The 23337-nt window shown below is 44.7% G+C and carries 21 protein-coding genes and 5 tRNA genes; 10 read left to right on the plus strand and 16 right to left on the minus strand.

What is annotated here, in order from left to right; all coding sequences use genetic code 11:
- From hflK to tsaE, 7 genes are all read right to left on the minus strand, one after another.
- Positions 1-1197, minus strand: coding sequence for an FtsH protease activity modulator HflK (gene hflK, locus SNR28_RS25025; protein WP_375751634.1), 1197 nt, complete (start codon positions 1195-1197; stop codon positions 1-3).
- A 45-nt stretch (positions 1198-1242) separates the two neighbouring features.
- The gene (hflX, locus tag SNR28_RS25030) at positions 1243-2532 is read right to left on the minus strand and encodes a ribosome rescue GTPase HflX (protein ID WP_375751635.1); all 1290 of its coding nucleotides are present in this window, start codon (positions 2530-2532) and stop codon (positions 1243-1245) included.
- A 38-nt stretch (positions 2533-2570) separates the two neighbouring features.
- Entirely contained in the window at positions 2571-2837 is a 267-nt protein-coding gene (gene hfq, locus SNR28_RS25035) for an RNA chaperone Hfq (protein WP_277821452.1), read from the minus strand.
- Between the two features lie 160 nt (positions 2838-2997).
- Positions 2998-3930, minus strand: a complete 933-nt coding sequence (gene miaA / locus SNR28_RS25040) for a tRNA (adenosine(37)-N6)-dimethylallyltransferase MiaA (protein ID WP_375751637.1) — start codon at positions 3928-3930, stop codon at positions 2998-3000.
- A complete protein-coding gene (gene mutL, locus SNR28_RS25045) occupies positions 3923-5881 on the minus strand; it encodes a DNA mismatch repair endonuclease MutL (RefSeq protein ID WP_375751639.1) in 1959 nt (652 codons plus the stop codon). The genes miaA and mutL overlap by 8 nt, the downstream gene beginning before the upstream one ends.
- Positions 5882-5912: 31 nt before the next feature.
- Positions 5913-7589 (minus strand): N-acetylmuramoyl-L-alanine amidase, encoded by a 1677-nt coding sequence (locus tag SNR28_RS25050; RefSeq protein WP_375754174.1) that lies wholly within the window; start codon positions 7587-7589, stop codon positions 5913-5915.
- A gap of 35 nt (positions 7590-7624) precedes the next feature.
- Positions 7625-8089 (minus strand): tRNA (adenosine(37)-N6)-threonylcarbamoyltransferase complex ATPase subunit type 1 TsaE, encoded by a 465-nt coding sequence (gene tsaE / locus SNR28_RS25055; RefSeq protein ID WP_375751641.1) that lies wholly within the window; start codon positions 8087-8089, stop codon positions 7625-7627.
- A gap of 259 nt (positions 8090-8348) precedes the next feature.
- On the opposite strand from tsaE, the gene queG reads away from it, so the two are divergent.
- Positions 8349-9461, plus strand: a complete 1113-nt coding sequence (gene queG, locus SNR28_RS25060) for a tRNA epoxyqueuosine(34) reductase QueG (protein ID WP_375751643.1) — start codon at positions 8349-8351, stop codon at positions 9459-9461.
- 581 nt (positions 9462-10042) lie between these two features.
- Here the strand turns inward: queG and SNR28_RS25065 are convergent.
- The 6 genes from SNR28_RS25065 to orn form a co-directional block, all read right to left on the minus strand.
- A tRNA-Gly gene (locus SNR28_RS25065) sits at positions 10043-10118 on the minus strand.
- 18 nt (positions 10119-10136) lie between these two features.
- Positions 10137-10213 (minus strand) — tRNA-Met (locus SNR28_RS25070).
- Between the two features lie 41 nt (positions 10214-10254).
- Positions 10255-10330: transfer RNA gene (locus SNR28_RS25075), tRNA-Gly, on the minus strand.
- A 3-nt stretch (positions 10331-10333) separates the two neighbouring features.
- Positions 10334-10410: transfer RNA gene (locus SNR28_RS25080), tRNA-Met, on the minus strand.
- Between the two features lie 41 nt (positions 10411-10451).
- Positions 10452-10527, minus strand: a tRNA-Gly gene (locus tag SNR28_RS25085).
- Between the two features lie 168 nt (positions 10528-10695).
- Entirely contained in the window at positions 10696-11241 is a 546-nt protein-coding gene (gene orn / locus SNR28_RS25090; RefSeq protein WP_375751644.1) for an oligoribonuclease, read from the minus strand.
- A 94-nt stretch (positions 11242-11335) separates the two neighbouring features.
- Between orn and rsgA the strand changes: the two genes are divergently transcribed.
- The 4 genes from rsgA (at position 11336) to SNR28_RS25110 (ending at position 16045) form a co-directional block, all read left to right on the plus strand.
- Positions 11336-12391 carry a small ribosomal subunit biogenesis GTPase RsgA gene (gene rsgA / locus SNR28_RS25095; protein WP_375751646.1) on the plus strand — a complete coding sequence of 352 codons (1056 nt, stop codon included), beginning with the start codon at positions 11336-11338 and terminating at the stop codon, positions 12389-12391.
- A 100-nt stretch (positions 12392-12491) separates the two neighbouring features.
- Positions 12492-13385 (plus strand): archaetidylserine decarboxylase, encoded by an 894-nt coding sequence (gene asd, locus SNR28_RS25100; RefSeq protein WP_375751647.1) that lies wholly within the window; start codon positions 12492-12494, stop codon positions 13383-13385.
- 226 nt (positions 13386-13611) lie between these two features.
- A complete protein-coding gene (locus SNR28_RS25105) occupies positions 13612-15033 on the plus strand; it encodes an SLC13 family permease (RefSeq protein ID WP_375751648.1) in 1422 nt (473 codons plus the stop codon).
- A 124-nt stretch (positions 15034-15157) separates the two neighbouring features.
- Positions 15158-16045, plus strand: coding sequence for a DMT family transporter (locus SNR28_RS25110; RefSeq protein WP_375751649.1), 888 nt, complete (start codon positions 15158-15160; stop codon positions 16043-16045).
- Here SNR28_RS25110 and epmA read toward each other — a convergent pair.
- Positions 16042-17022, minus strand: a complete 981-nt coding sequence (epmA, locus tag SNR28_RS25115) for an elongation factor P--(R)-beta-lysine ligase (RefSeq protein WP_375751651.1) — start codon at positions 17020-17022, stop codon at positions 16042-16044. The two genes, SNR28_RS25110 and epmA, sit on opposite strands and share 4 nt — an antisense overlap.
- Before the next feature lie 250 nt (positions 17023-17272).
- Between epmA and frdA the strand changes: the two genes are divergently transcribed.
- The 4 genes from frdA to frdD are packed head-to-tail and all read left to right on the plus strand — an operon-like array spanning position 17273 to position 20593.
- On the plus strand, positions 17273-19096 hold the full coding sequence (gene frdA / locus SNR28_RS25120; RefSeq protein WP_375748743.1) for a fumarate reductase (quinol) flavoprotein subunit: 1824 nt from the start codon (positions 17273-17275) through the stop codon (positions 19094-19096).
- Positions 19093-19833 (plus strand): succinate dehydrogenase/fumarate reductase iron-sulfur subunit, encoded by a 741-nt coding sequence (locus SNR28_RS25125; RefSeq protein ID WP_375749919.1) that lies wholly within the window; start codon positions 19093-19095, stop codon positions 19831-19833. Before frdA ends, SNR28_RS25125 begins: the two co-directional genes overlap by 4 nt.
- Before the next feature lie 3 nt (positions 19834-19836).
- A complete protein-coding gene (gene frdC, locus SNR28_RS25130; protein ID WP_375751653.1) occupies positions 19837-20220 on the plus strand; it encodes a fumarate reductase subunit FrdC in 384 nt (127 codons plus the stop codon).
- Between the two features lie 10 nt (positions 20221-20230).
- Entirely contained in the window at positions 20231-20593 is a 363-nt protein-coding gene (frdD, locus tag SNR28_RS25135) for a fumarate reductase subunit FrdD (protein WP_375751654.1), read from the plus strand.
- 71 nt (positions 20594-20664) lie between these two features.
- On the opposite strand, the gene efp is transcribed toward frdD, so the two are convergent.
- On the minus strand, positions 20665-21231 hold the full coding sequence (efp, locus tag SNR28_RS25140) for an elongation factor P (protein ID WP_375751656.1): 567 nt from the start codon (positions 21229-21231) through the stop codon (positions 20665-20667).
- A gap of 35 nt (positions 21232-21266) precedes the next feature.
- Between efp and epmB the strand changes: the two genes are divergently transcribed.
- Positions 21267-22307 carry an EF-P beta-lysylation protein EpmB gene (epmB, locus tag SNR28_RS25145; RefSeq protein WP_375751657.1) on the plus strand — a complete coding sequence of 347 codons (1041 nt, stop codon included), beginning with the start codon at positions 21267-21269 and terminating at the stop codon, positions 22305-22307.
- A gap of 59 nt (positions 22308-22366) precedes the next feature.
- Here the strand turns inward: epmB and SNR28_RS25150 are convergent, their stop codons facing one another.
- Positions 22367-23158, minus strand: a complete 792-nt coding sequence (locus SNR28_RS25150; RefSeq protein ID WP_375751659.1) for a DUF1338 domain-containing protein — start codon at positions 23156-23158, stop codon at positions 22367-22369.
- Positions 23159-23337: the final 179 nt, after the last annotated feature.

The raw sequence follows: 23337 nt of genomic DNA on the forward strand, positions 1-23337 counted from the left end.
TTAGTATCTCCCTTGACGTGTAGTTGAACGAGACGGCGTTGTAGTTGTTTGAGTGTCAGTGCGCTGAGACTCAAGTTCAATTTCATCATAAGCAGATGTTGTTTTCGCCTTACGTTTAGTCGCAGTTTCACCGCTTGACTGACCTAGCTTATCAATTGGAAGGTACAACAGATTACCGCTTGATTCAGAATCAATCAGAACCTTAGAAGTACTTGTGTATACTTCTTCCATTGTATCCAGGTACAAACGATCACGAGTTACGTCCGGAGCAGCCTGATATTCAGGAAGCAGTTTTTCAAACTGAGCTACCTGACCAAGCGCTTCGTTAACGGTACGCTCTGTATAACCCTGTGCTTCTTTCTTCAGACGTTCTGCACGACCGGTCGCTTTAGGAAGGATTTCGTTCTTATAAGCTTCTGCTTCACGAATGAAACGCTCCTCATCCTCTCGAGCTGCGATAGCATCATCGAAAGCATCTTTAACTTGCTCTGGTGGACGTGCTGACTGGAAGTTAACGTCAACAATGATAAGGCCCATATCGTAGTTATCGATAATACGGTTCAGCGTTTCCTGCGTACTCTGACGAATCTGCTGACGACCACTTGTCAGGATAGCATCCATCAGAGAGTCACCGATTACCGCGCGAAGTGCTGAATCAGTCGCCTGACGTAGACTGTCATCTGCATTAGTAACACGGAACAGATATTTGTATGGGTCAGATACACGGTATTGAACACCCATTTCTACCGTTACCACGTTTTCATCTTTCGTAAGCATTGTGCCTGAAGCACGCAATGCACGAATTGCCTGAACGTTAACAGGAGTTACTTCATCGATAAAGCGAGGACGCCAGTTCAGACCTGGGTCAACAATACGGTCGTACTTGCCGAGTCTAAGTACTACCCCTCTTTCCGCTTCACCTATGGTATAGAAACCTGAGAATACCCAAATCGCGATCGCTACGATGGCAATCAGACCGAAGCCAATTGCACCACCGCCGCCACCACCGACAGAGGGGATTCCACCTTTCTTACCAAACTTTCCACCCAGTTTTTGACTCAGTTTATTAAAAACCTCATCTAAGTCTGGCGGTCCTTGATCACGGCCACCTTTTCCACCGCGATCATTATTACCCCACGGGTCATTATCGCGGCCATTATTATTGCCGTTGTTATTACCAGGCTCATTCCACGCCATCAGAAAGCTCCATCATTTTATATGACGTTATACTGTAGCAGCCCTTTAGTGAACGATAAAGTCACCCAAAGCTGCCCCTTCTCTTTTTTCAAGTCTAGACCAATCTACCTGCTGCATTCGGATATCGATCAATAAGTTACCATCTGTATCATATTCTTCGCCCTGAATCGACTTCATCTCGAAAAATGTGCTACGCAGTCGCCCCTGAAATTGTGGCGGAATGCGAAGACGGTACTGAACCATCTGACTGGCTAACCTCTCAGTCAATGCTTCAAACAGTAAATCTATACCCTGACCTTCCATTGCTGAAACCCAGACGGTACGAGGAATACCCTCATCGTCTCGTTCAATACGAGGTTTCTGACCATCCATATTGTCGATTTTATTCATCACCACTAATGAAGGAATTTCATTAGCTTCAATCTCTTCCAGTACGATATCTACCGCTTCGATATTGTCTCGAAAACGATCATCACTGGCATCGACAACATGTAACAGAATGTCAGCTTCCTGAGTTTCCTGTAGCGTTGCTTTAAACGCGGCAACTAGATCATGTGGCAGGTGACGGATAAACCCTACTGTATCAGCTAAGATAGCAGGGCCGACATCAGCCAACTCTATTTTACGCAAAGTTGGATCTAGGGTAGCAAAAAGCTGATCGGCAGCATAAACACCAGCTTCAGTAATACGGTTGAACAACGTAGATTTACCAGCGTTGGTGTAGCCGACAAGTGAGATAGTTGGAATTTCAGCTCGGTTACGAGCTCGTCTTCCCTGCTCACGCTGTTTTGCTACTTTCTCCAAGCGACGCAAAATTGCTTTAATACGATCACGCAATAAACGTCTATCAGTTTCTAACTGAGTTTCACCCGGCCCACGTAAACCGATACCACCTTTCTGCCTCTCTAAGTGAGTCCAACCGCGAATCAATCGGGTGGATAAGTGGCGGAGCTGTGCAAGCTCGACTTGCAACTTACCCTCATGGGTTCGTGCTCGCTGAGCAAAAATATCAAGAATCAAACCTGTTCGGTCTAAAACACGACACTTACACAGTTTTTCTAAGTTTCGTTCCTGGGCAGGAGAGAGGGAGTGATTAAAAATCACTATATCAGCATCAGCAAGCTGCACGGCTTGTGCAATTTCTTCTGCCTTACCCTCTCCAACATAATATTTAGGGTGTGGAGCCTGTCGGCTACCGGTAATCACCTGTAGCGTATTGACTTCCGAAGAAGAAACCAGCATTTCAAACTCGCTGAGATCTTCCCACTCACCCTCTTGCGTGAAGTTGATATGAACAAGAATAGCCTGTTCACCGGCTTCATAACGGTCAAACAAGCAATCAACTCCTTACTAACAAATTCGTTATTTTAATATTAATCTTCCGATTTCTCTTGTGGGCGATCCGATTGAGGACGCTCTGAGTTACTGTGATGTGTTACTGCACGAGCAGGAACAACAGTAGAAATCGCATGCTTATAAACCATCTGGTTTACAGTGTTTTTCAAAAGGATCACAAACTGATCAAATGACTCGATCTGACCCTGCAGCTTGATACCGTTTACCAGGTAAATTGAAACAGGCACACGTTCGCGACGTAGCGCATTTAGAAATGGGTCTTGTAGAGATTGCCCCTTAGCCATTTTATTTTCCTTATTTGTTTGTAGTTGTAGTTATTTAGCTATTAGTTGCATGGCAATTTGTAAAGCTGCTTTTGCATTGAGCTAAATGAATCAAAATAAGCGCACTTAATAAGCTATAGCACACTTTTACGCAAAAACGATCACATTATACACAGCAAAGTTAATTCGATTCTATTGCATTCGACATTAACTTTAGAGCGTCTTCAATGTTCTCGCTATCTAACCAAGTTAAATTATCCCAGCTGCGTAACCAGGTAATTTGTCGCTTGGCCAATTGGCGGGTTGCACAGACGCCACGGAATACCGCTTCGTCCAAAGAACAATTCCCGTCCAAATAGTCCCACATCTGTCGATAACCCACACATCGTATTGATGGAAGATCCGGGTGAAGATCCTTTCTGGCATAGAGTGCCTTCATTTCATCTTCAAAACCAGACTGGATCATCTTATCAAACCTGAGTTCGATTCGACGATGGAGTTCTGCCCTTTCCTTAGGCGCAATTGCGAACTGTTTAACTCGATAAGGAATAGGTTCTCCTTGAGTTTTTGTCAGCTCAGTTAGAGTTTTACCTGAAATTCGATAAACTTCCAATGCCCGAGACAATCTTTGTGGATCATTCGGGTGAATTCTTTCTGCTGATACGGGATCAAGATCTCTTAACTGATCATGAAGTGCCCCCCATCCTTTTGCCTCTGCTTCCTCTTCAATCTGTTTCCTGATTTCAGGATTTGCAGCAGGCAATGGCGAAAGCCCTTCTAGTAGAGCCTTGTAATACAACATAGTTCCGCCAACCAATAGAGGAATTTTTCCGTCTGCTACTATTTCAGCCATTTCTTTCAGGGCGTCACGACGAAAATCCGCAGCGGAGTACGCTTCTGCCGGATCTAAAATGTCTATCAGCTTATGAGGTGCTAGCTTTAACTCTTCTTCATCCGGCTTCGCTGTACCTATATCCATTCCTTTGTAAATCAGCGCTGAATCAACACTAATTATCTCTACCGGATACTTCTGGCGGAGTTTGATTGCTAAATCTGTCTTGCCCGAAGCGGTTGGGCCCATTAAAAACAGAGCCAAAGGTAATTCTTTATTCATTAAACTTTGCTACCGTGGCGGTGAAATCAACTGGCTGTACAAACTGCCGATCATTTAATGGCAGTCCAGCTTCCCATAGCTGCTCTAATTCAGCTATTAACTGGATGCCCTCAGACAAAGTGTAGTCACTTTTTATCTGTGTAATCTGTTGTGTCAGCCAATAAGCCAGAGTCTGTTCATCCAGCTCATTTATGTTCTGAGCCGCGTAAGATAACAGATCCGGTAGCAACTGTTGTAGATTTTGTTGTCTTAACGGTTGCGGTACTGCCATCGCCATTATGCTATTGTGGTTCTTGGCTTTAATTTCAATACCAAACTTCTTCAAAAGCACCTGAGCACTTTCCAGTGCAGCTACTAACTCTTTCTCTAATTTCACCGACAAAGGCACTAATAATGGCTGAGGCTTCAGAGAACCACTATTAGTCTGAAGTTGCCCTAAGCTCCTATACCACTCAGCTTTCGCAAGAGAAACTAAGGCCGCTCCGTTAGATGAACTCATCATCAAATAACGCTGGTTCACAACTGAAATCGCTTTGTTCAGCTTGTCTATCGGTAGATCATTTAAAGTAGCTAAATTTTTACCGGATGCCTCATTTTCTACCTGTTTTGCCTCAAGTGGTTTTACATCCGGTGTTTTTAACAGCTCCTGATAAGCTCGGACTTCACCCTTTCTAGATGAAGCTTCCACCTCTCTCTTGCCACCTTTGCTGGAAGATTGACGATAAGAAGAACCAGAATCCACCCATGAGTTATTTGTAACAGATTGTGAATGAGATTCTTTATCTGTTGTTCTTTCTTCTTTTTTGTAATGGTTTTGTCCTGGATAAGCCGGTGTCTTAGCTATCGCTTCCATTACCTGATCTGGAACTCGGGTTTCCGCCACTTCGAAAGTGTCAGTATCTTGAGTAGGTGTTTCGTATGCCGCTTCTGAGCGTTGAGGAGAGTCTATATAGTTACTCTGAGCCAGTGCATCCGCTAGAGCCTGATAGATAAAATCATGAACTAATCTAGCCTGATGGAAACGAACTTCGTGCTTAGCCGGATGGACATTAACGTCAACCTGATGAGGATCGAGCTCGATAAATAGAACATAAGCAGCAAACTGCTCTGGTTTCAGTGTTGTTTCATAGCTCTGACGGATAGCATGATTGATAAGCTTGTCTCTCATCATACGCCCGTTTACATAGCAATATTGCAGGTCACTTTGCTGTCTAGCCCCTTCTGGAGTTGTAATCCAGCCACTTAACTTAAGGCCGTTATGTACAAGTTCTATCTTCAACATATTACGGACAAAAGCGGAACCACAAACAGACGCCAATCGCTTTTCTGCCTGAATTTCAGTTTTAGCGGCTCGGTATTGACGTACCGACTTACCGTTATGACGCAAATTAATGGTGACATCGAAACGACTCAGAGCGATCTTCTTCAGAAGTTCATCAATATGGGAAAACTCTGTTTTCTCAGTTCTTAAGAACTTTCGTCTGGCCGGTGTATTGAAGAAGAGATCCAGCACTTCAACGGTCGTTCCTACCGGGTGTGCCGAAGGTTGCAGCTTCACAGCCATATCCCGGCCTTCACTGTAAGCAGACCAGGCTTCTTCCTGAGTTGCGGTACGCGAAGTCAGTGTCAAACGAGCCACTGAGCTGATACTCGCCAAAGCCTCACCCCGAAAACCAAGACTTAAAATGGCTTCCAGATCATCAAGCGTATGGATTTTGGAGGTAGCGTGACGACTTAATGCTAAGCCAAGCTCATCTTTTACAATGCCTTTACCGTTATCCCGTACACGAATAAGCTTAGCGCCACCTTTCTCGATATCGATATCGATTCTGGTAGCGCCAGAGTCCAGACTATTTTCAACAAGCTCTTTAACAACCGATGCAGGACGCTCAACAACCTCTCCTGCTGCGATCTGGTTTGCCAGACGTGCTGGCAATATTTTTATTGTCACTGATTATTCTTTTTAAAGTTAGATAAACAGCCTATCGGTATGGAATAACCAGTTTCTGACCGATTGCCAGTTCATCGGATCTCAATTTATTTGCAGTTCGGATGCTACTAACAGTAACACCATAGCGTTTAGCAATCTTACTAAGGAACTCACCACGTTGCACCACATGAACTCTTGGTGAGCGGTCCTTAAGCTTAACCGTTATCTTGAGTTTTTGACCAACCCATAACGTATCGCGTTTTAATTTGTTCTGTCTCCGAATGCTTTCTACAGATACTTTGTACCTGGAAGCAATCTTTCCTAGATATTCTCCAGATTTAACGACATGGGTAATAACTTCAGTTTCAACCGGATTTTTAGGCTGTGTTACAACGATAGGTTTGCTACCTGGAATAGTCAGTACCTGACCTATAGCCAGACTGGTACTCTTCAAGTTGTTAGTACTTATGATCGACTTAGTCGAAACACCATATTTTTTAGCAATGACAGAAAGTGACTCCCCGCGAGATACTTTGTGCTTTTTGAGAGTTCTACGCTGAGCAAATTTGGTACCCTCTGGCGGATTCTCTTCAAAATACTGAACAAGAGACTTAGTCAAAGCTTGTGCTAACTTGTTCTGGTGAGAGCGTTGGAATAACAATCTCTCTTCCGTCGGGTTAGAAATAAACCCTGTTTCAACTAGAACAGAAGGAATATCCGGTGATTTTAATACAGCAAGACTGGCATTGACCGGTTTCTTTTTATGCAAGCGAGTGACTTTCCCCATCTCAGCCAACATCTTAACGGCAACCTTATACCCTTCCTTTTGAGAGTTAGCGAACTGAAGATCTAGTAAGGTCTGACTTACGTTTTTGTCGTCTGCATTCTTAGCAAGCACATCACCTGCGCCCCCTAAAAGCTCGGATTGAGCTTCATGATTCTCGACCCAACGTGCTATTTCAGTATTCGCTCTACGAGTATTAAGTACGAATACCGAACCTCCTCGAGGTTGTGGAGAAGTAAAAGCATCCGCGTGAATGGAGACCAACATATGCGCTTTCTTCTTACGAGCAATCTCAGAGCGTTTATTCAGATTAACGAAGTAATCTCCATTACGAGTAAGAACCGCCTTCATACCATCAATTCTGTTGATCTGATCTGCTAACTTTCTCGATATCGCTAACGTCGCATGCTTTTCGTATTTTTTAGTTGGTCCGACTGAACCAGGGTCTTCACCGCCGTGGCCAGCATCGATGGCAATAACAATATCCGCATTTCCATAAAGCTGAGATGCATCGCGGCTCGCTTTAGGTTTGCCAGAACTACTGGATGTTGTTGCAGGAGCAGTGCTCTTTGAGGAGTGAGGCATGTCCACCACCAGGCGGTGCCCGTACTGTCCTCCTGGTGTGGGGCTTAGCTTAAATAGCTTGGGAGTAACTTTCGTTTTTAGTTCAAAAACCAGACGAAATGTGCCTTTCTGCGGAGGCGAGCTCTTACGAATCTTTTTTAGGACTTTGCTATCTGAAACTGTCATTGGCAGCTTAGCATCAAGAGATGTCTTTTTCAGATCAACAACGATTCGGTATGGGCTGGTCAGTGTAAAGTAGCTGTACTCAACCTCTGACTTTAAATCTATGACTACGCGTGTTTCATCCGGTGATGGCCAAACACGGACTCCTTCCAGCACATTTGCGAATGCACTGGTAGAAAACAACGATAATAATAAAATGAGCGGATAAAAAAGAGCTCTGACTTGCTTATAAATCAACTCAACTCCAAACGACTAAGCAAATTCTTACCATACTCGCTATTTGCGACTAAGCGAGCTTCTCTTTGCTCGCCAACATAGCGAATTTCTATATCAAGATCCGCTGCTGGCAGTAGACCTTCTCCTTTCTCCGGCCACTCTACTAAACAGATTGCATCTGGCGTAAAGTAGTCACGGATTCCCATAAACTCCAGCTCTTCCGGATCAGCAAGTCGATACAGGTCAAAGTGATAGACCTGCCAGTCAGCAAGCTGATATGGCTCCACCAGTGTATATGTCGGGCTTTTCACATTCCCGGAATGACCCAGAGCTTTAACAAAACCACGACTAAAGGTCGTTTTACCCGCTCCCAGATCACCATGCAAATAAATCGTCGTCTGCTGCGAACAAATGCCAGCTAAAGACGTTCCAAGCGCTACTGTTGAAGCTTCGTTTTCTAGAGAAAATAGTTTTGTATTCATTTCAGTCATTACTTTTTCGACTATATAAAAATCTGCAAAAGTCGCATAGTAAACTGTGTCTGTTTTGAGATACAAGACTTCAGGGGCAATGAATTTTGATATTCAGGAATGCGAAAGGTATTAAATCAAACAAAAACAGTAAGTTGTCAGAAAGAGATAAATTTTCTTATTTAACTTTTATACTTACCTGTATCAGATGTCTTTTCCCGCTACAGCCAAAGGTTTACAATCGCGCTCCGATTTAAGAAGAGCTGAATTTATGAACTACGATCAACTTGCACAAAAGATTAAACAATGGGGAAGTGAGCTTGGCTTCCAGCAAGTTGGTATCAGCGATATTGACCTGTCGGAACACGAAAAACCTCTGCAAGAATGGTTGGATCGAGGCTTTCACGGTGAAATGGAGTGGATGTCCAGACACGGAATGATGCGCGCCAGACCTGATGAGCTGCTACCGGGGACCATGAGAGTAATCAGTGCAAGGATGGATTACTTGCCACCAGAAGCAGGGTTTGCATCTAATTTGAAAGACAAGAACCAAGCTTATATCAGCCGATATGCTCTTGGCCGTGACTACCATAAGCTTGTACGGAATCAATTAAAAAAGCTGGCACAAAAAATTAAAAATGAAGTCTCTTCTCTTGGTGCTCGCCCATTTGTTGATTCAGCCCCAATCCTTGAACGCCCATTGGCGCAAAAAGCGGGGTTAGGTTGGGTGGGCAAACACTCACTCATACTCAATCAACAAGCAGGTTCTTGGTTCTTTCTAGGAGAGTTACTGGTCGATCTACCACTACCTACCGATACTCCTTCTGAAGATGAATGCGGGAAATGTACAGCATGTATTACTTCCTGTCCTACAGGTGCGATTGTCAGCGAAGGTGTTGTGGATTCACGTAAATGTATCTCTTACCTCACCATCGAATACGATGGCGTTATTCCTGAAGAATTCAGAAAACAGATGGGCAACCGTATATATGGCTGTGATGATTGTCAGTTAGTGTGCCCCTGGAATCGGCATTCTAACATTACAGAGCGTCAGGATTTTCACAGAAGAGAAGCGTTTCAAGATGCCGACCTAATAAAGCTCTGGGCATGGAGTGAAGATGAGTTCCTAAAAAATATGGAAGGTTCTGCGATTCGTCGAATTGGTTATGTTCAGTGGCTAAGAAACCTATCAATTGCTATAGGTAACGCACCCTACTCGCAAAAATACATTGATGCACTTAAAGGCAAAACTGGCTTAAGTGAAGTACTGGATGAACATATCCGGTGGGCACTCGAACAGCAGCTAGAACAACTTCCTGGACGAAATAATAAAACCGAACGTCTTATTCGTATAATTGAGAAAGGTTTACCCAGAGATGCATAGATTTTTGGCATATCTACACACGATTAACGTACAGTGTTTGATATAGCTCCCAAATTTTTAATGTGGACAAAAAAATATTCCTGTCAAAATTCTAACGTTCTTAAGAAAGTTAAACACATCACGTAGAAATGATGAAGATCAAAAAACAACGACTTAATGATCTTTTTTATTTACTTAAAAAACTGAAAAACGAAAGAGCACCACACTAAAAATCAAGCACTTAGCTGTATTCAGGTTACTTTTGATTATTTAACAATGAGAAAGGATCTTACTTAAATAGCTCATCTGATCGCTGACAAATAGAAATATACACTAAGTTATCCACAGAAACGACTGTGTGGATAAGTCTGTTGAATAATATTCTAGAAATGTACTGAGCTACCACTCTATATATGATTGAGCGGTGGAAAAATTGTCAGCTAACAGTGCAATCAGCACATCGAAGCCTTCATTGCTGAAAAAACCTATTCAGCTCAGAACGATATATTTTGTGGGATTATGCTTCACAGCATGAAAAGAGCGGATGACCATGTCTGGTCAGTTCTACCGTTATAAAAACTGATAACTGTAGAAGGAGAATTTGGAGCGACACACGAGGTTCGAACTCGTGACCTCAACCTTGGCAAGGTTGCGCTCTACCAACTGAGCTAGTGTCGCATATCTCATAAAGAGAATTGGTTGCGGGGGCCGGATTTGAACCGACGACCTTCGGGTTATGAGCCCGACGAGCTACCAAGCTGCTCCACCCCGCGTCCGTATTGTGTCACCGTTAAGTACGATGAGAACTGTAATTTGGAGCGACACACGAGGTTCGAACTCGTGACCTCAACCTTGGCAAGGTTGCGCTCTACCAACTGAGCTAGTGTCGCATTTGGTTGCGGGGGCCGGATTTGAACCGACGACCTTCGGGTTATGAGCCCGACGAGCTACCAAGCTGCTCCACCCCGCGTCCGTATTGTGTCACCGTTAAGTACGATGAAAACTGTAATTTGGAGCGACACACGAGGTTCGAACTCGTGACCTCAACCTTGGCAAGGTTGCGCTCTACCAACTGAGCTAGTGTCGCTTTAAACGTCTTTCGTCGTTTAGGGCTGCGAATTATAAGAGCATTTTTTTGTGATGCAAGTCTTTCTATCGAAAAAATTGATTTTTTTTACAGTTTGATGAAAAAAACGCCAAACAGCGCAAATAAGCCCCTGATTTTTATATTTAAGGGCTTAGGTGCATAGAAAACTTAAATAGAAAATATGTTCTCGCGGTAGTACTTAAGTTCAGCAATCGATTCCCGAATATCATCCAAAGCTAGATGACTACCTGATTTAGAAAAACCGTCCAATACTTCCGGCTTCCAACGGCGGGTCAGTTCTTTTAGTGTACTCACATCCAAATAGCGATAATGGAAGTACTCTTCCAGCTCAGGCATATGTTTGTATAGAAAACGTCTGTCTTGTCCAATGCTGTTACCGCAAATCGGTGATTTACCTTTAGGTACCCACTTTTCAAGAAACTCTACTGTCTGACGAATTGCTTCTTGCTCATCAACATTACTTTCCTGTACGCGTTTTACCAAGCCACTTCCGGTATGCGTGGTTGTGCACCACTCATCCATTTTATCCAGCTCTTCCTTTGGTTGATGAATAGCGAGTACCGGACCTTCAGCCAGAATATTGAGTTCACTGTCGGTCACTATCGTCGCTATTTCAATGATCTTGTGTATTTCGGGATCTAATCCCGTCATCTCAAGATCGACCCAAATTAAGTTTTGATCGCTGAATGACATAGATGAGTTGCCTATTTTGCCTTTAAAAGAGTTATGATACCCGTCCTAGCAGTAAACAACCATAGCAAAGTGCCTGCGGGCATACAGGAATAACGTGGCGAAAAAGAAAAAGCTTACAAAGGGTCAGGTGCGACGAGTACGCAGCAACCAGAAGAAACGACTGAAACAAGAAGAAACGGTTCAGTGGGATGAAAACATGCTGGGCTCAGCAAAAACAGGGCTGGTTATCACTCGTTTCGGACAACATGCTGACATCGAAGACACCGACAGTGGCGAAATCCACCGATGTAACCTGCGCCGAGGCATAGAAAGCCTGGTATCCGGAGACAAAGTTATCTGGAAGCCGGGGCTTGAGTCTATGGCTGGTATTTCTGGTGTTGTGGAAGCTGTTGAGCCACGTGTTTCTATGCTGACACGTCCAGACTATTACGACGGCCTAAAGCCTGTTGCAGCAAACGTAGACCAGATGGTTATCGTATCTTCTGTTCTTCCTGAGCTATCGCTAAACATTATCGACCGGTATCTTGTCGCTTCTGAGACTTTGCACATTGCCCCATTGATCGTGTTAAACAAGACTGACCTTATTCCTGAAGGTCAGTTAGAAGACTATCAAAAGCAGCTGAGTGTCTATGAGTCTATCGGCTACAAAGTGTTGTTTGTTAGTAAAGAAACAGGAGAAGGTATCGACCAACTCCAAGCGGAACTCAAAGATCGAATTAACATCTTTGTAGGTCAGTCTGGTGTTGGTAAATCCAGTCTGGTTAACGCGCTGCTCCCAGAAGTTAACGCAGAAGAAGGCCTTGTTTCAGAAAACTCTGGACTTGGGCAACACACAACAACAGCGGCTCGCTTGTATCATTTCCCTAAAGGCGGTGACTTGATTGATTCACCAGGAGTGCGAGAGTTTGGTTTGTGGCATCTGGAACCAGATGAAGTGACTGAAGCCTTTGTTGAGTTTCGTCCACATCTAGGCGGTTGTAAGTTCCGAGATTGTAAACATCTGGACGATCCAGGCTGCGCCCTAAGAGAAGAGATGGAAAATGGCTCGATAGATAAAACTCGTTTTGATAACTACCACAGAATCATCGAAAGCATGAGTGAGAACAAGGCGAATAGACAGTATTCCCGGAGCAAAAAAGCTGACTTGTAGCCATATTAGGAATGACAAATTGTTTCGCGAGTGTACAAACTTTTTGATATTGAGTAACATTCGCGCGGCATAGCACAATGGATATTGGTAATAAGTAGATATGACACTTATAGAAAAAGTAAAAATCTGGTTTCAGCTTTGGGGCCCAAAGCACACTATTACAAGGCTGGCTGGCCTGCTAGCGGAAGCAAAACTAGGAAGTTTTACTACTGCGATTATTCGCCTGTTTATCAAGCAATACAAAATAAACATGGATGAAGCTCTTCATTCTAACCCTGCTTACTTCAAATCTTTTAACGACTTTTTCGTTCGTGAGCTTCAAGAGAATGCAAGACCAATTGAAGAAGGTGAACAGACAATCGTTCACCCTGCAGATGCTCGTGTAAGTCAGTTTGGTCCAATCCAAAATGGCCGACTGATTCAGGCTAAGAAACATGATTTCTCTGCACAGGAGTTGTTGGGTGGTGATTACGAGCTGTATAAAGAGTTCGAAGATGGTGAGTTTGCGACACTCTATCTTTCCCCAAGTGATTACCATAGAGTTCACATGCCTTGTGACGGCACGCTTCGTCAGATGATTTACGTTCCGGGCGAGCTTTATTCAGTAAACCCTCTTACAACAGAACACGTACCAGGTCTTTTTGCTAAGAATGAACGTGTTGTGTGCATCTTCGATACAGAGTTTGGTCCAATGGCACATATTCTGGTTGGTGCAACGATTGTTGGCAGTATCGAAGTTGTCTGGTCTGGCACCATCACACCACCTCGCGGAAATACGGTTTATCGCTGGGACTACCCAAGCGAAGGCAATAAGGCTGTTGTTCTGAAAAAAGGTGACGAGATGGGACGCTTTAAGCTCGGTTCAACCGTCATCAATATGTTTGCTAAAGGCAAGGTTACCTTTGATAAAAGCATGGCAAACGGTGAAAAAACCGTACTGGGTAGACCTTACGCTCACCTAAAACAGGACTCAGATAACGAAAGCGCTGAGTAGAAGATTCTGTAATCTCCCCAAGCCGACATTTATTGTCGGCTTTTTTGTGTGCTTTAAAGCAAAATTTGACCAAAAACAAACCATTTCAACAATTTTATCTTTCGATTGCGAAAACTAAATCCTGATCTAAGTAACCGATTTTTACTTACTTTAAGCTAACTTACAGTTAATTTTAAATTTACGTCCGAATAGTTGCAGCTATTTCGGAGACAAGGTTGAGCTAAAGATGAAGAAGAAAAAAATAGATACAGGGATCCTGATAAGGCTATTTATCTGCTTTGCAATCCCCACCTTAGTCCTATTCCTTCCGATTGATCTAATACCAATAGATGATCTCACTGTAGTCCAGCACAGATTGCTTGCGATATTCCTGCTTGCAGCCCTACTCTGGGTACTTGAACCAGTTCCGGTGTTTGCAACCTCGATACTGATTATTTCTCTGGAACTGATCATGATATCTAACAAAGGCTTGCATCTATTCAGATCGCCTCCGGAAGGGCATAACTTTGGTGAGATGATGAATTACACGGATATATTCAGTGCTTTTTCTTCACCAATTATCATTCTGTTTATGGGGGGGTTTGCTCTTGCTATCGCCGCGTCTAAATATGAGCTAGATAACAACCTTGCCAGAGTGCTTTTGAAACCATTTGGCACCCAACCAAAGTTCATTATGCTTGGCCTGATGCTGATAACGGCAGTCTTCTCGATGTTCATGTCGAATACTGCAACAACGGTAATGATGCTTGCCTTACTTGGCCCTATTGTTGCTTCAGCACCAAAAGGAGACTTAGGTATCAAAGCGCTTGTACTCTGTATTCCAATAGCAGCGAATACTGGCGGTATTGCAACTCCAATAGGTACGCCACCAAACGCCATTGCTCTGCAGTATCTGACTGGTGAGAACAGTATAGACTTCCTAACCTGGATGATGATGGGTTTACCCTTTGTCATTGTTCAGCTCACCCTTGCATGGTTCCTGCTTCAGAAACTATTCCCGTCATCTCAGGAGAGCATGGTACTCAGACTTGATGGTAAGTTTAAGAAAAGCTGGAGAGCCATCGTTGTTTACGTAACCTTTGCAGCGACGATTCTGTTATGGATGACAACTAAGGTTCATGGAATGAACACTTACGTTGTTTCTATCATTCCTCTGGCTGTGTTCACGCTTACTGGCATTATGGGTAAAGACGAACTTAAGCTCATCAACTGGGATGTGTTATGGCTGGTTGCCGGTGGTATCGCAATTGGTATTGGTCTGGATAAAACTGGACTCGCCTCAGCACTGGCACACGCTATCGACTATGAGTCTCTATCTCCGGTAGCAGTTGTTATCACCATGTCTCTTGTCTGTTGGGTGATGGCGAACTTTATGTCGAACACTGCAACAGCTAACTTGTTGATGCCAATTGCCGCAGCTATTGGTGCATCTATGGAAAGTCTATCGGTTATCGGTGGCCTTCAGGGACTGATGGTTGTCGTCGCCTTCTCTGCATCACTTGGTATGATTCTACCGGTATCTACACCGCCTAACTCATTGGCCTACTCTACCGGCCTTATTGAAAGTAAAGATATGGCGAAGACGGGCATTATCATCGGTGTTGTCGGCTTGCTTATTGTTTATACCGCAGCATTGATCATCACTTAATCATCTGTTTTTCTAAGGCAAGAACGCCTCAATATCACTCAAGATATGGAGGCGTTCTTTTGTAGCTCTCCTTTAATAAATAGTGCATAGTTATTCCACTCTTTAAAAATATCACTTTACCGTTATGTCATTTGAGTGGCTTGCTCTTGCTGCTGCCTTTTTATGGGCAATATCCAGTATCATCTCTGTTACACCTGCCCGTCATTTAGGCTCTTTCTCCTATAGTCGCTGGAGAATGGGTTGCACTGCCGTCATCTTATCTACAATGGCGCTTATCAGTGGTGGCTGGTTTACGGTAGAGTTCTCCCATATATCTCCTATGGTCGCTTCTGGCCTGATAGGTATTTTTATTGGTGATACAGCCTTATTTGCCTGTATGAATCGCATGGGACCAAGACAAGCAGGACTGCTATTCTCTTGCCACGCAGTATTCTCTACTATTCTGGGATATTTCCTGTTTAGTGAAACTATGAGTGGAGCCGAATTAATCGGCTCTGCTTTAGTGTTCTCTGGTGTCCTGACGGCAATCTTTTTTGGAAAAAGAAAAGCAGACCAGCATGACTGGGAAGAGGTAAAGGGAAATGTCTGGGTAGGTATTGCGCTCGGTTTACTGGCAGCGTTGTGTCAGGCTTTAGGCGGAATAATCGCGAAGCCCGTTATGCAAACCTCCGTTGATCCTATTGCAGCTTCTGCTATTAGAATGATAGCGGCATTTGTTGCTCACTCTCTGTTCAGAATGACAGGGGCAAAGCTAGCCAAGCCAATAAAACCTATGACACTAAGAGTATTTGGCATCACCTTTATCAATGGCTTTCTGGCAATGGCCGTTGGTATGACACTTATCCTGTATGCATTGAGAGACGGCAACGTTGGTATGGTCGCCCTGCTCTCTTCAACGACACCCATTATGGTGCTGCCAATATTATGGTTGATTACCAGACAAAGGCCTAATCGCTTTGCCTGGTTTGGTGCAGTTATCGCTGTGTTGGGAACCGGGATACTGGTCTCTTAAGCTCTGGGGAAGGAAAAAGCGGTCACTTGATCAATATGGTCACAATCGAGTGCCAGCATGATCAATCGGTCGATACCAAGAGCAACGCCTGCACATGCAGGAAGTCCTGCTTTAAGTGCATCGATAAGGTTATAGTCGATGGGCTGCATTTCTAGTCCAGACTTGTTCCTATATTGGTTGTCTTCAACAAATCGGGCTAACTGTTCGGCAGAATCATCCAGCTCGTGAAAGCCATTCGCTAACTCAATTCCTTTGTAGTAAACCTCGAAGCGGTCTGCCACCCGAGGATCGTCTTGATTGATTTTAGCTAATGCTGCCTGCGACGCCGGAAAATCGTAAACAAAAGCTGGAGCATGCTGTCCGATATGAGGCTCAACTCCAACGCTAAACAACAGTTGAAGTAAGGTATCTCTATCCTCTTCTTTTTCGGCAATATCTCGCAAACCCAACTCATATGCAGCCTCTTTTAGCTCATCCATGGGCGCTTCCAGAGGGCACACTTCAAGTACACTTAAAAATGCCTGCTGATAGGTAGTTTTCACCGCTTTACCACACCCTAGAATAAGCTGTAATAGCTCATCCATTTCTTCCATTAAGTCATGGTGATTAAACCCTACCCGATACCACTCCAGCATAGTAAATTCAGGGTTGTGGTGACGACCATTTTCTTCGTTTCTGAATGACTTACAGATCTGGTAGATGGAGCCGCTACCTGCTGCCAAAAGTCTTTTCATGTGAAACTCAGGGCTGGTCATAAGGTAGAGATTTTGACCGTCCGCATAACCCGGACCAACAAAGTCGGTTTTGAAAGTATGCAAATGGATATCTGTAACTGTGGCGTGACTCATTGCAGGCGTATCTACTTCAAGAACATCTTTTCCACTAAAAAACTGTCTGATTTTTGAAATCAGCTCAGCTCTTTTTTTCAGTTGTAAGATTGTTGCATTTGGTTGCCAATTTTGTGTGCTGTCATTCATATAACTACTTGGTGATATTAAATAATCCTGAGCTAATTTTACGATCTGGTGATACTAATCACAAATTCAGTTTTAAAGCATAAAAACCACATTTCTATGACAAAAAAACCAATGTCATCAATGTTTTCATGACATCGCTACCGTAAACTGGAGCGAGGTGAAACATTTATTATAAATCTTGAGCATGCACTTGGGGATGCACACTTTAGTGTCATCCCTTGTTAGTTGCAAAATACACTGGAGGATAACTGTGAAAACCATAACCACAGATATCGCAGTCATCGGCGCTGGCGGCGCTGGTCTTCGTACTGCAATCGCAGCGGCTGAAGCCAACCCTGACTTAGAAGTCGCCCTGATTTCGAAAGTCTACCCTATGCGTTCACACACCGTGGCCGCAGAAGGCGGGTCAGCTGCGGTCATCAAAGATGAGGACAGCCTGGATAACCACTTCAACGATACCGTTGGCGGTGGCGACTGGCTGTGTGAGCAGAATGTCGTGGAGTATTTCGTGGAGAATGCGACCCGCGAAATGATTCAGATGGAACAATGGGGCTGCCCATGGAGCCGTAAAGAGAACGGGGACGTGAACGTGCGCCGTTTCGGTGGCATGAAGGTAGAGCGTACCTGGTTTGCTGCGGATAAGACCGGCTTCCACATGCTGCACACCCTGTTCCAGACCTCGATTAAGTACGATTCCATCAAACGCTTTGATGAATACTTCGTGGTTGACCTTCTGGTTGAAGATGACGAAGTACAAGGTCTGGTGGCGATTCACATGTCCGAAGGTGAACTGGTGACCATTAAGGCTAAGTCAGTAGTATTGGCGACGGGTGGTGCGGGTCGTGTGTACAACACCAACACCAATGGTGGCATCGTGACCGGTGATGGTATGGCGATGGCCTATCGTCATGGCGTGCCACTGCGTGATATGGAGTTTGTTCAGTATCACCCAACGGGCCTGCCGGGTACGGGCATCCTGATGACCGAAGGCTGTCGTGGTGAAGGCGGTATCATCGTCAACAAGAATGGCTACCGTTACCTTCAGGATTACGGCATGGGACCGGAAACCCCGGTTGGCGAGCCAAAGAACAAATACATGGAGCTGGGCCCTCGTGACAAAGTGTCTCAAGCGTTCTGGCATGAGCAGCAAAAAGGCAACACCATTGAGCACCCACTCGGTGATGTGGTGCACCTGGACCTGACACACTTAGGTGAAGAGTACCTGCAAGAGCGTCTGCCGTTTATCTGTGAGCTGGCCAAAGCGTACGTTAACGTCGACCCGGCAAAAGAGCCAATCCCAATTCGTCCAACGGTGCACTACACCATGGGCGGTATTGAGTGTGACCCGAACTGTGAGACCAAGATTAAAGGTCTGTTTGCCGTGGGTGAATGTGCCTCTTCTGGTCTGCACGGTGCCAACCGTCTGGGCTCAAACTCTCTGGCGGAGTTTGTGGTGTTTGGCCGCGTAGCGGGTGAGAACGCCGTGAAACGCGCAGAAGAGTTCAAAGGCTGGAATGACGCGTCGATTGAGAAGCAAGTGAAAGCGGTGGAAGCACGCATTGCCGCACTGCTTGAGCAAGAAGGCGATGAGAACTGGGCAGAAATCCGCACTGAAATGGGTAAAACCATGGAATCGGGCTGTGGTATCTACCGCCGTGAAGACCTGCTGGAAGAGACCATCAACAAACTGGCTGAGCTTAAGAAGCGTTATAAGAACATTGGCATCAAAGACAAAGGCAAGGTGTTTAACACTGACCTTCTGTACGCCATTGAAGTGGGCTACGGTCTGGAAGTGGCGGAAGCGATGGCGCACTCAGCGATTCTTCGTCGTGAATCCCGTGGCGCACACCAGCGTTTGGATGAAGGCTGCACTGAGCGTGATGATAAGGACTTCCTGAAACACTCTCTGGCGCACTTCAATGAAGATGCGGCGCCATCGATTGATTACAGCGATGTCATCATCACTAAGTCTCAGCCTAAAGCGCGTCTGTATGGTGCAGCAGCAGAAGAAGCGGCAGCCAAAGAAGCCGCTGAAGCCGCGGCCAAAGCAGGTGAATCAGAGGAGCAGAAATAATGGCGAACCGAGTACAGAAAATCGACATTCTGCGTTATGACCCTGAGAAAGACGCAGAGCCGTATACCCAGACCTTTGAAGTGCCGTTTGATGAGACCATGTCTCTTCTGGATGCACTGGGTTACATCAAAGATAACTTAGATAAAAACCTGTCGTTCCGCTGGTCTTGCCGTATGGCGATTTGTGGCTCTTGCGGCATGATGGTGAACAACTATCCAAAACTGGCGTGTAAGACTTTCTTACGTGACTACCCGGATGGCATGCTGATTGAGCCACTGGCGAACTTCCCGATTGAAAAAGACTTAGTCGTGGACATGACGCCATTCATTGAGCGCTTAGAAGCCCTGAAGCCTTACATCTTAGGCAATGACCGTACACCAGAAGATGGGCCAAACAACCAGACCCCTGAGCAGTTGGCAAAATACAAGCAGTTCTCTGCGTGTATCAACTGTGGCCTGTGTTACGCCGCGTGTCCTCAGTTTGGTCTGAACCCTGAGTTCTTAGGTCCTGCGGCCATTACTCTTGCGCACCGCTACAACTTAGATAGCCGTGACAATGGTAAAGAAGAGCGTATGGAGCTGCTTAACGGTGAAAACGGCGTTTGGGGTTGTACCTTCGTGGGCTTCTGCTCGGAAGTGTGTCCGAAGAACGTCGACCCGGCTGCAGCTGTTAACCAGGGCAAGATAGAATCTTCGAAAGACTTTATGATTGCGATGCTGAAACCACAGGAGGCGTAAAACATGAGTAACCGTAAACCTTATGTTCGTGAAATGAAAGCCACCTGGTGGCAGAAGAGCAAGTTCTACCGTATGTACATGTTGCGTGAAGCAACGGTACTGCCTTTGATTTTCTTCACTTTGTTCCTGACCTGGGGGCTGGGCAGCTTAGTGAAGGGCCCTGAGTCATGGGAAGCGTGGCTGACCTTCATGGGTAACCCATTGGTGATTTTTATCAACATCCTGGCGCTGCTGGGCAGCTTGTTCCACGCTCAGACCTTCTTTGGCATGATGCCTCAGGTGATGCCGATTCGCATCAAGGGTAAGTTGCTGGATAAGAAGCTGATTGTACTTTCACAGTGGGGCGCTGTAGCGGCGATTTCCCTGATTGTTCTCATCATCGTATAAGGAGTCGATTGTGGTAGATAAACATCCAAAACGTTCAGACGAGCCGGTATGGTGGGGACTGTTCGGTGCCGGTGGCACCTGGTTTGCAATGATCACCCCTGTGACCGTACTGGTTCTGGGTATCCTTGCACCATTAGGTGTTATTGATGCAGAAGCAATGAGCTATGAGCGCGTAGCCGACTTTGCCACCAGCTTTATTGGTGCTCTGTTTGTTATCGGTACGCTGGCGCTGCCTATGTGGCATGCAATGCACCGTCTGCACCACGGTATGCACGATCTTAAGCTGCATATTGGTACCGCGGGTAAAATAGCTTGCTACTTTGTTGCTGGCTTTATCACTGTTCTGGCAGTTGTATTTGTCTATATGATCTAAAATACCTGAAAACAGAAACTAAAAAGGCTGACAATGTGTCAGCCTTTTTTAATGGTTCGCGAATAGAGAGATTACTTCACACGACCAACGTATTCAGCAGAGCGAGTATCTACTTTGATGACTTCGCCAATCTGGATGAATAGAGGAACACGAACAACTGCACCAGTTGCCAGAGTTGCAGGCTTACCACCAGTACCCTGAGTATCACCTTTAAGGCCTGGATCAGTTTCTGTAACTTCAAGCTCAACAAAGTTTGGTGGAGTAACTGTAATTGGGTTACCGTTCCAAAGAGTGATCATACAAGTGTTGTTTTCTACCAACCACTTAGCATTGTCACCAACCGCTTTTGCATCAGCAGCGATTTGTTCGAATGTTTCTGCGTTCATAAAGTGGTAGAATTCGCCGTCTGTGTATAGATAATCTAGGTCGATATCCATTACGTCAGCAACTTCACAAGTTTCGCCAGACTTAAATGTTTTCTCTAGCACCTTACCAGAAAGTAGTTTACGAATTTTAACGCGGTTGAACGCCTGACCTTTACCCGGCTTTACGTATTCGTTTTCAAGAATTACGCAAGGCTCGTTATCAAGCATTAGTTTAAGGCCGCCTTTGAATTCATTAGTGCTAACTGTAGCCATTGTTTCCTCTTATCGTATTTTTCGAGTCAAATTTAATGTCGCATATCATAACCCGAAAATCAGTTTCTGTTGAGCAAAACTGGATCAATGAACTGGCGAATGGGATCTCAGATCCTATTGTTTTGCTTAAATTGCTTCATATTCCAGAATCTGAGTGGCCGAAAAACAGTGAGGGTGAGATATGCTTCGATGCAAAAAGACAGTTTGCACAAAGGGTTCCTCACTCTTTTGTCTCTCGTATGAAGCGAGGCGATATCAATGATCCACTGCTTACTCAGGTTCTTCCTGTCACTGAGGAGCTTGACGTCCACCCTGGATACTCTTCAGATCCTCTGGAAGAGCAAGATAATGAACAACCTGGATTACTTCATAAATATAAAAATAGAGCACTGTTGATATTAAAAGGCGGATGCGCTGTTAACTGTCGGTACTGTTTCCGAAGACACTTTCCTTATAGTGATAACAAAGGTTCAAAAGCAGTTTGGCAACAAAGCCTTGAATATATCGCTAAGCACGATGAGCTAAATGAGGTCATTCTCTCCGGTGGTGACCCGCTAATGGCAAAAGATCACGAGCTGAAGTGGTTATTTAAACAAATCAGCGATATCCCACATATTAAGAGGCTGAGAATTCATTCCCGTCTGCCCGTTGTTATTCCTTCAAGAATCACTGATGATCTGTGTCATCTGATTCGGACGACACGATTACAGGTTGTTTTTGTCTCTCATATCAACCATCCAAACGAGATTGATGACACTTTAAAAGTAGCGTTCGCCAAACTTAAATTTGCCGGTACAACTCTATTGAATCAGGGTGTCCTTCTGAAAGGGGTCAATAACTCTATACCTACACAAGTGGAGCTTAACGAGTGCTTATTTGATGCTGGAATCCAACCTTACTACCTCCATGTTCTGGATAAAGTACAGGGTGCGGCCCATTTCTTTGTTAGTGATGAGGAAGCAAAAACAATAATGCGGGGAGTCATGGAACAAACCTCTGGTTACCTTGTTCCTAAGCTAACCAGAGAGATTGGGGGCAGACCTAGTAAAACGCCTTTGGATCTTGGATTAGAATAAGCAGTAAGTTACCACCCCCGGACACTGACTGAACGAGTGTCCGGGAGTATTTAAAGTACTTAATTATCTGTACTCTCAAAAATCTTATCTGCAGAAGCCGCTACAAACCCCGGATATAAGGCACCATCAGCCATCGGATAGCGCTTAGCAAACTCATAAAAGCCACCGGGGATAACAAACTCGCCATCACTAAACTGTACAGGAACCTTATCTGCCATAGTTGATGACTGTTCAAGCAGTACGTCTGGTGAGCCTTTAACTTCGCCACCTGACTCATTGATACGGAAACCTGAATCGCGCAGGTGGTCATTTACCGCTTTCACTTCATCAAACTCATTAAGCTGATTAACGCTTACAGTAAAGTGGTTAGCTCCATACCCATGGGCAGATAACCACGCTGCATACTCACTCTCTTTTGCCAGTAACTCATACTCTTGATGGCTTATTTCCCATAGTCGGCCTCCTGAGAGGAAGTCACTTGAATTCAGTTTTTCAGCATCTAGCTGCCCGACTAAACGGTTAACTATGGCACCTAACTCGGGAGAACATAGACCAACCTCAAGTTGGCTAATAAAAACCTTTGGTTGTTTCGGGTTAGGGTGTTCAAAGTGTTTTGCCGTTAGATTCTTACTTTCAAACACGTAATCGCCACACTCTTTATAACCTAAATCGAGAAATGGTTTAGCCAGAGTCTGAATACCTAAAGGCTCTACTCCGAAAGTTCTCAACGCGATATGATCATTGATAAGAGGTTCATTCTCTTCAAGTAAAGAATGAACCTTCTCTGCTGAAGGGCAAAGGCGGGCGATGTAGTCCTGCCATAGTGACTGGAATAGTAAATCTGGTGACATAGTTCCTCCTTGGACACACCATTTTCATTCCTGAACTGGCCGTTCACCTAGCTAGGAATCTACCAATAACTCTCGTTCCCACGCTCCCCGTGGTAATGCAGACCAGAGCCAATAAAACCAAACAATTTCGACATTAATAAAGCTCTTTTAGTCAGATATGCATTCCCACGGGGACCGTG

The sequence above is a fragment of the Vibrio iocasae genome (genome assembly GCF_042245395.1).
Classification (GTDB): Bacteria; Pseudomonadota; Gammaproteobacteria; order Enterobacterales; family Vibrionaceae; genus Vibrio; species Vibrio iocasae.

Bases quoted from the DNA above. Each gene is read 5' to 3' on its own strand.
- SNR28_RS25105 (WP_375751648.1), top strand. From the start codon at position 13,612: ATGAAGAAGAAAAAAATAGATACAGGGATCCTGATAAGGCTATTTATC.
- SNR28_RS25110 (WP_375751649.1), top strand. From the start codon at position 15,158: ATGTCATTTGAGTGGCTTGCTCTTGCTGCTGCCTTTTTATGGGCAATA.
- frdC (WP_375751653.1), top strand. From the start codon at position 19,837: ATGAGTAACCGTAAACCTTATGTTCGTGAAATGAAAGCCACCTGGTGG.
- efp (WP_375751656.1), bottom strand. From the start codon at position 21,231: ATGGCTACAGTTAGCACTAATGAATTCAAAGGCGGCCTTAAACTAATG.
- tsaE (WP_375751641.1), bottom strand. From the start codon at position 8,089: ATGAATACAAAACTATTTTCTCTAGAAAACGAAGCTTCAACAGTAGCG.
- queG (WP_375751643.1), top strand. From the start codon at position 8,349: ATGAACTACGATCAACTTGCACAAAAGATTAAACAATGGGGAAGTGAG.
- asd (WP_375751647.1), top strand. From the start codon at position 12,492: ATGACACTTATAGAAAAAGTAAAAATCTGGTTTCAGCTTTGGGGCCCA.
- hflK (WP_375751634.1), bottom strand. From the start codon at position 1,197: ATGGCGTGGAATGAGCCTGGTAATAACAACGGCAATAATAATGGCCGC.
- miaA (WP_375751637.1), bottom strand. From the start codon at position 3,930: ATGAATAAAGAATTACCTTTGGCTCTGTTTTTAATGGGCCCAACCGCT.
- hfq (WP_277821452.1), bottom strand. From the start codon at position 2,837: ATGGCTAAGGGGCAATCTCTACAAGACCCATTTCTAAATGCGCTACGT.
- epmA (WP_375751651.1), bottom strand. From the start codon at position 17,022: ATGAATGACAGCACACAAAATTGGCAACCAAATGCAACAATCTTACAA.
- epmB (WP_375751657.1), top strand. From the start codon at position 21,267: ATGTCGCATATCATAACCCGAAAATCAGTTTCTGTTGAGCAAAACTGG.
- orn (WP_375751644.1), bottom strand. From the start codon at position 11,241: ATGTCATTCAGCGATCAAAACTTAATTTGGGTCGATCTTGAGATGACG.
- SNR28_RS25150 (WP_375751659.1), bottom strand. From the start codon at position 23,158: ATGTCACCAGATTTACTATTCCAGTCACTATGGCAGGACTACATCGCC.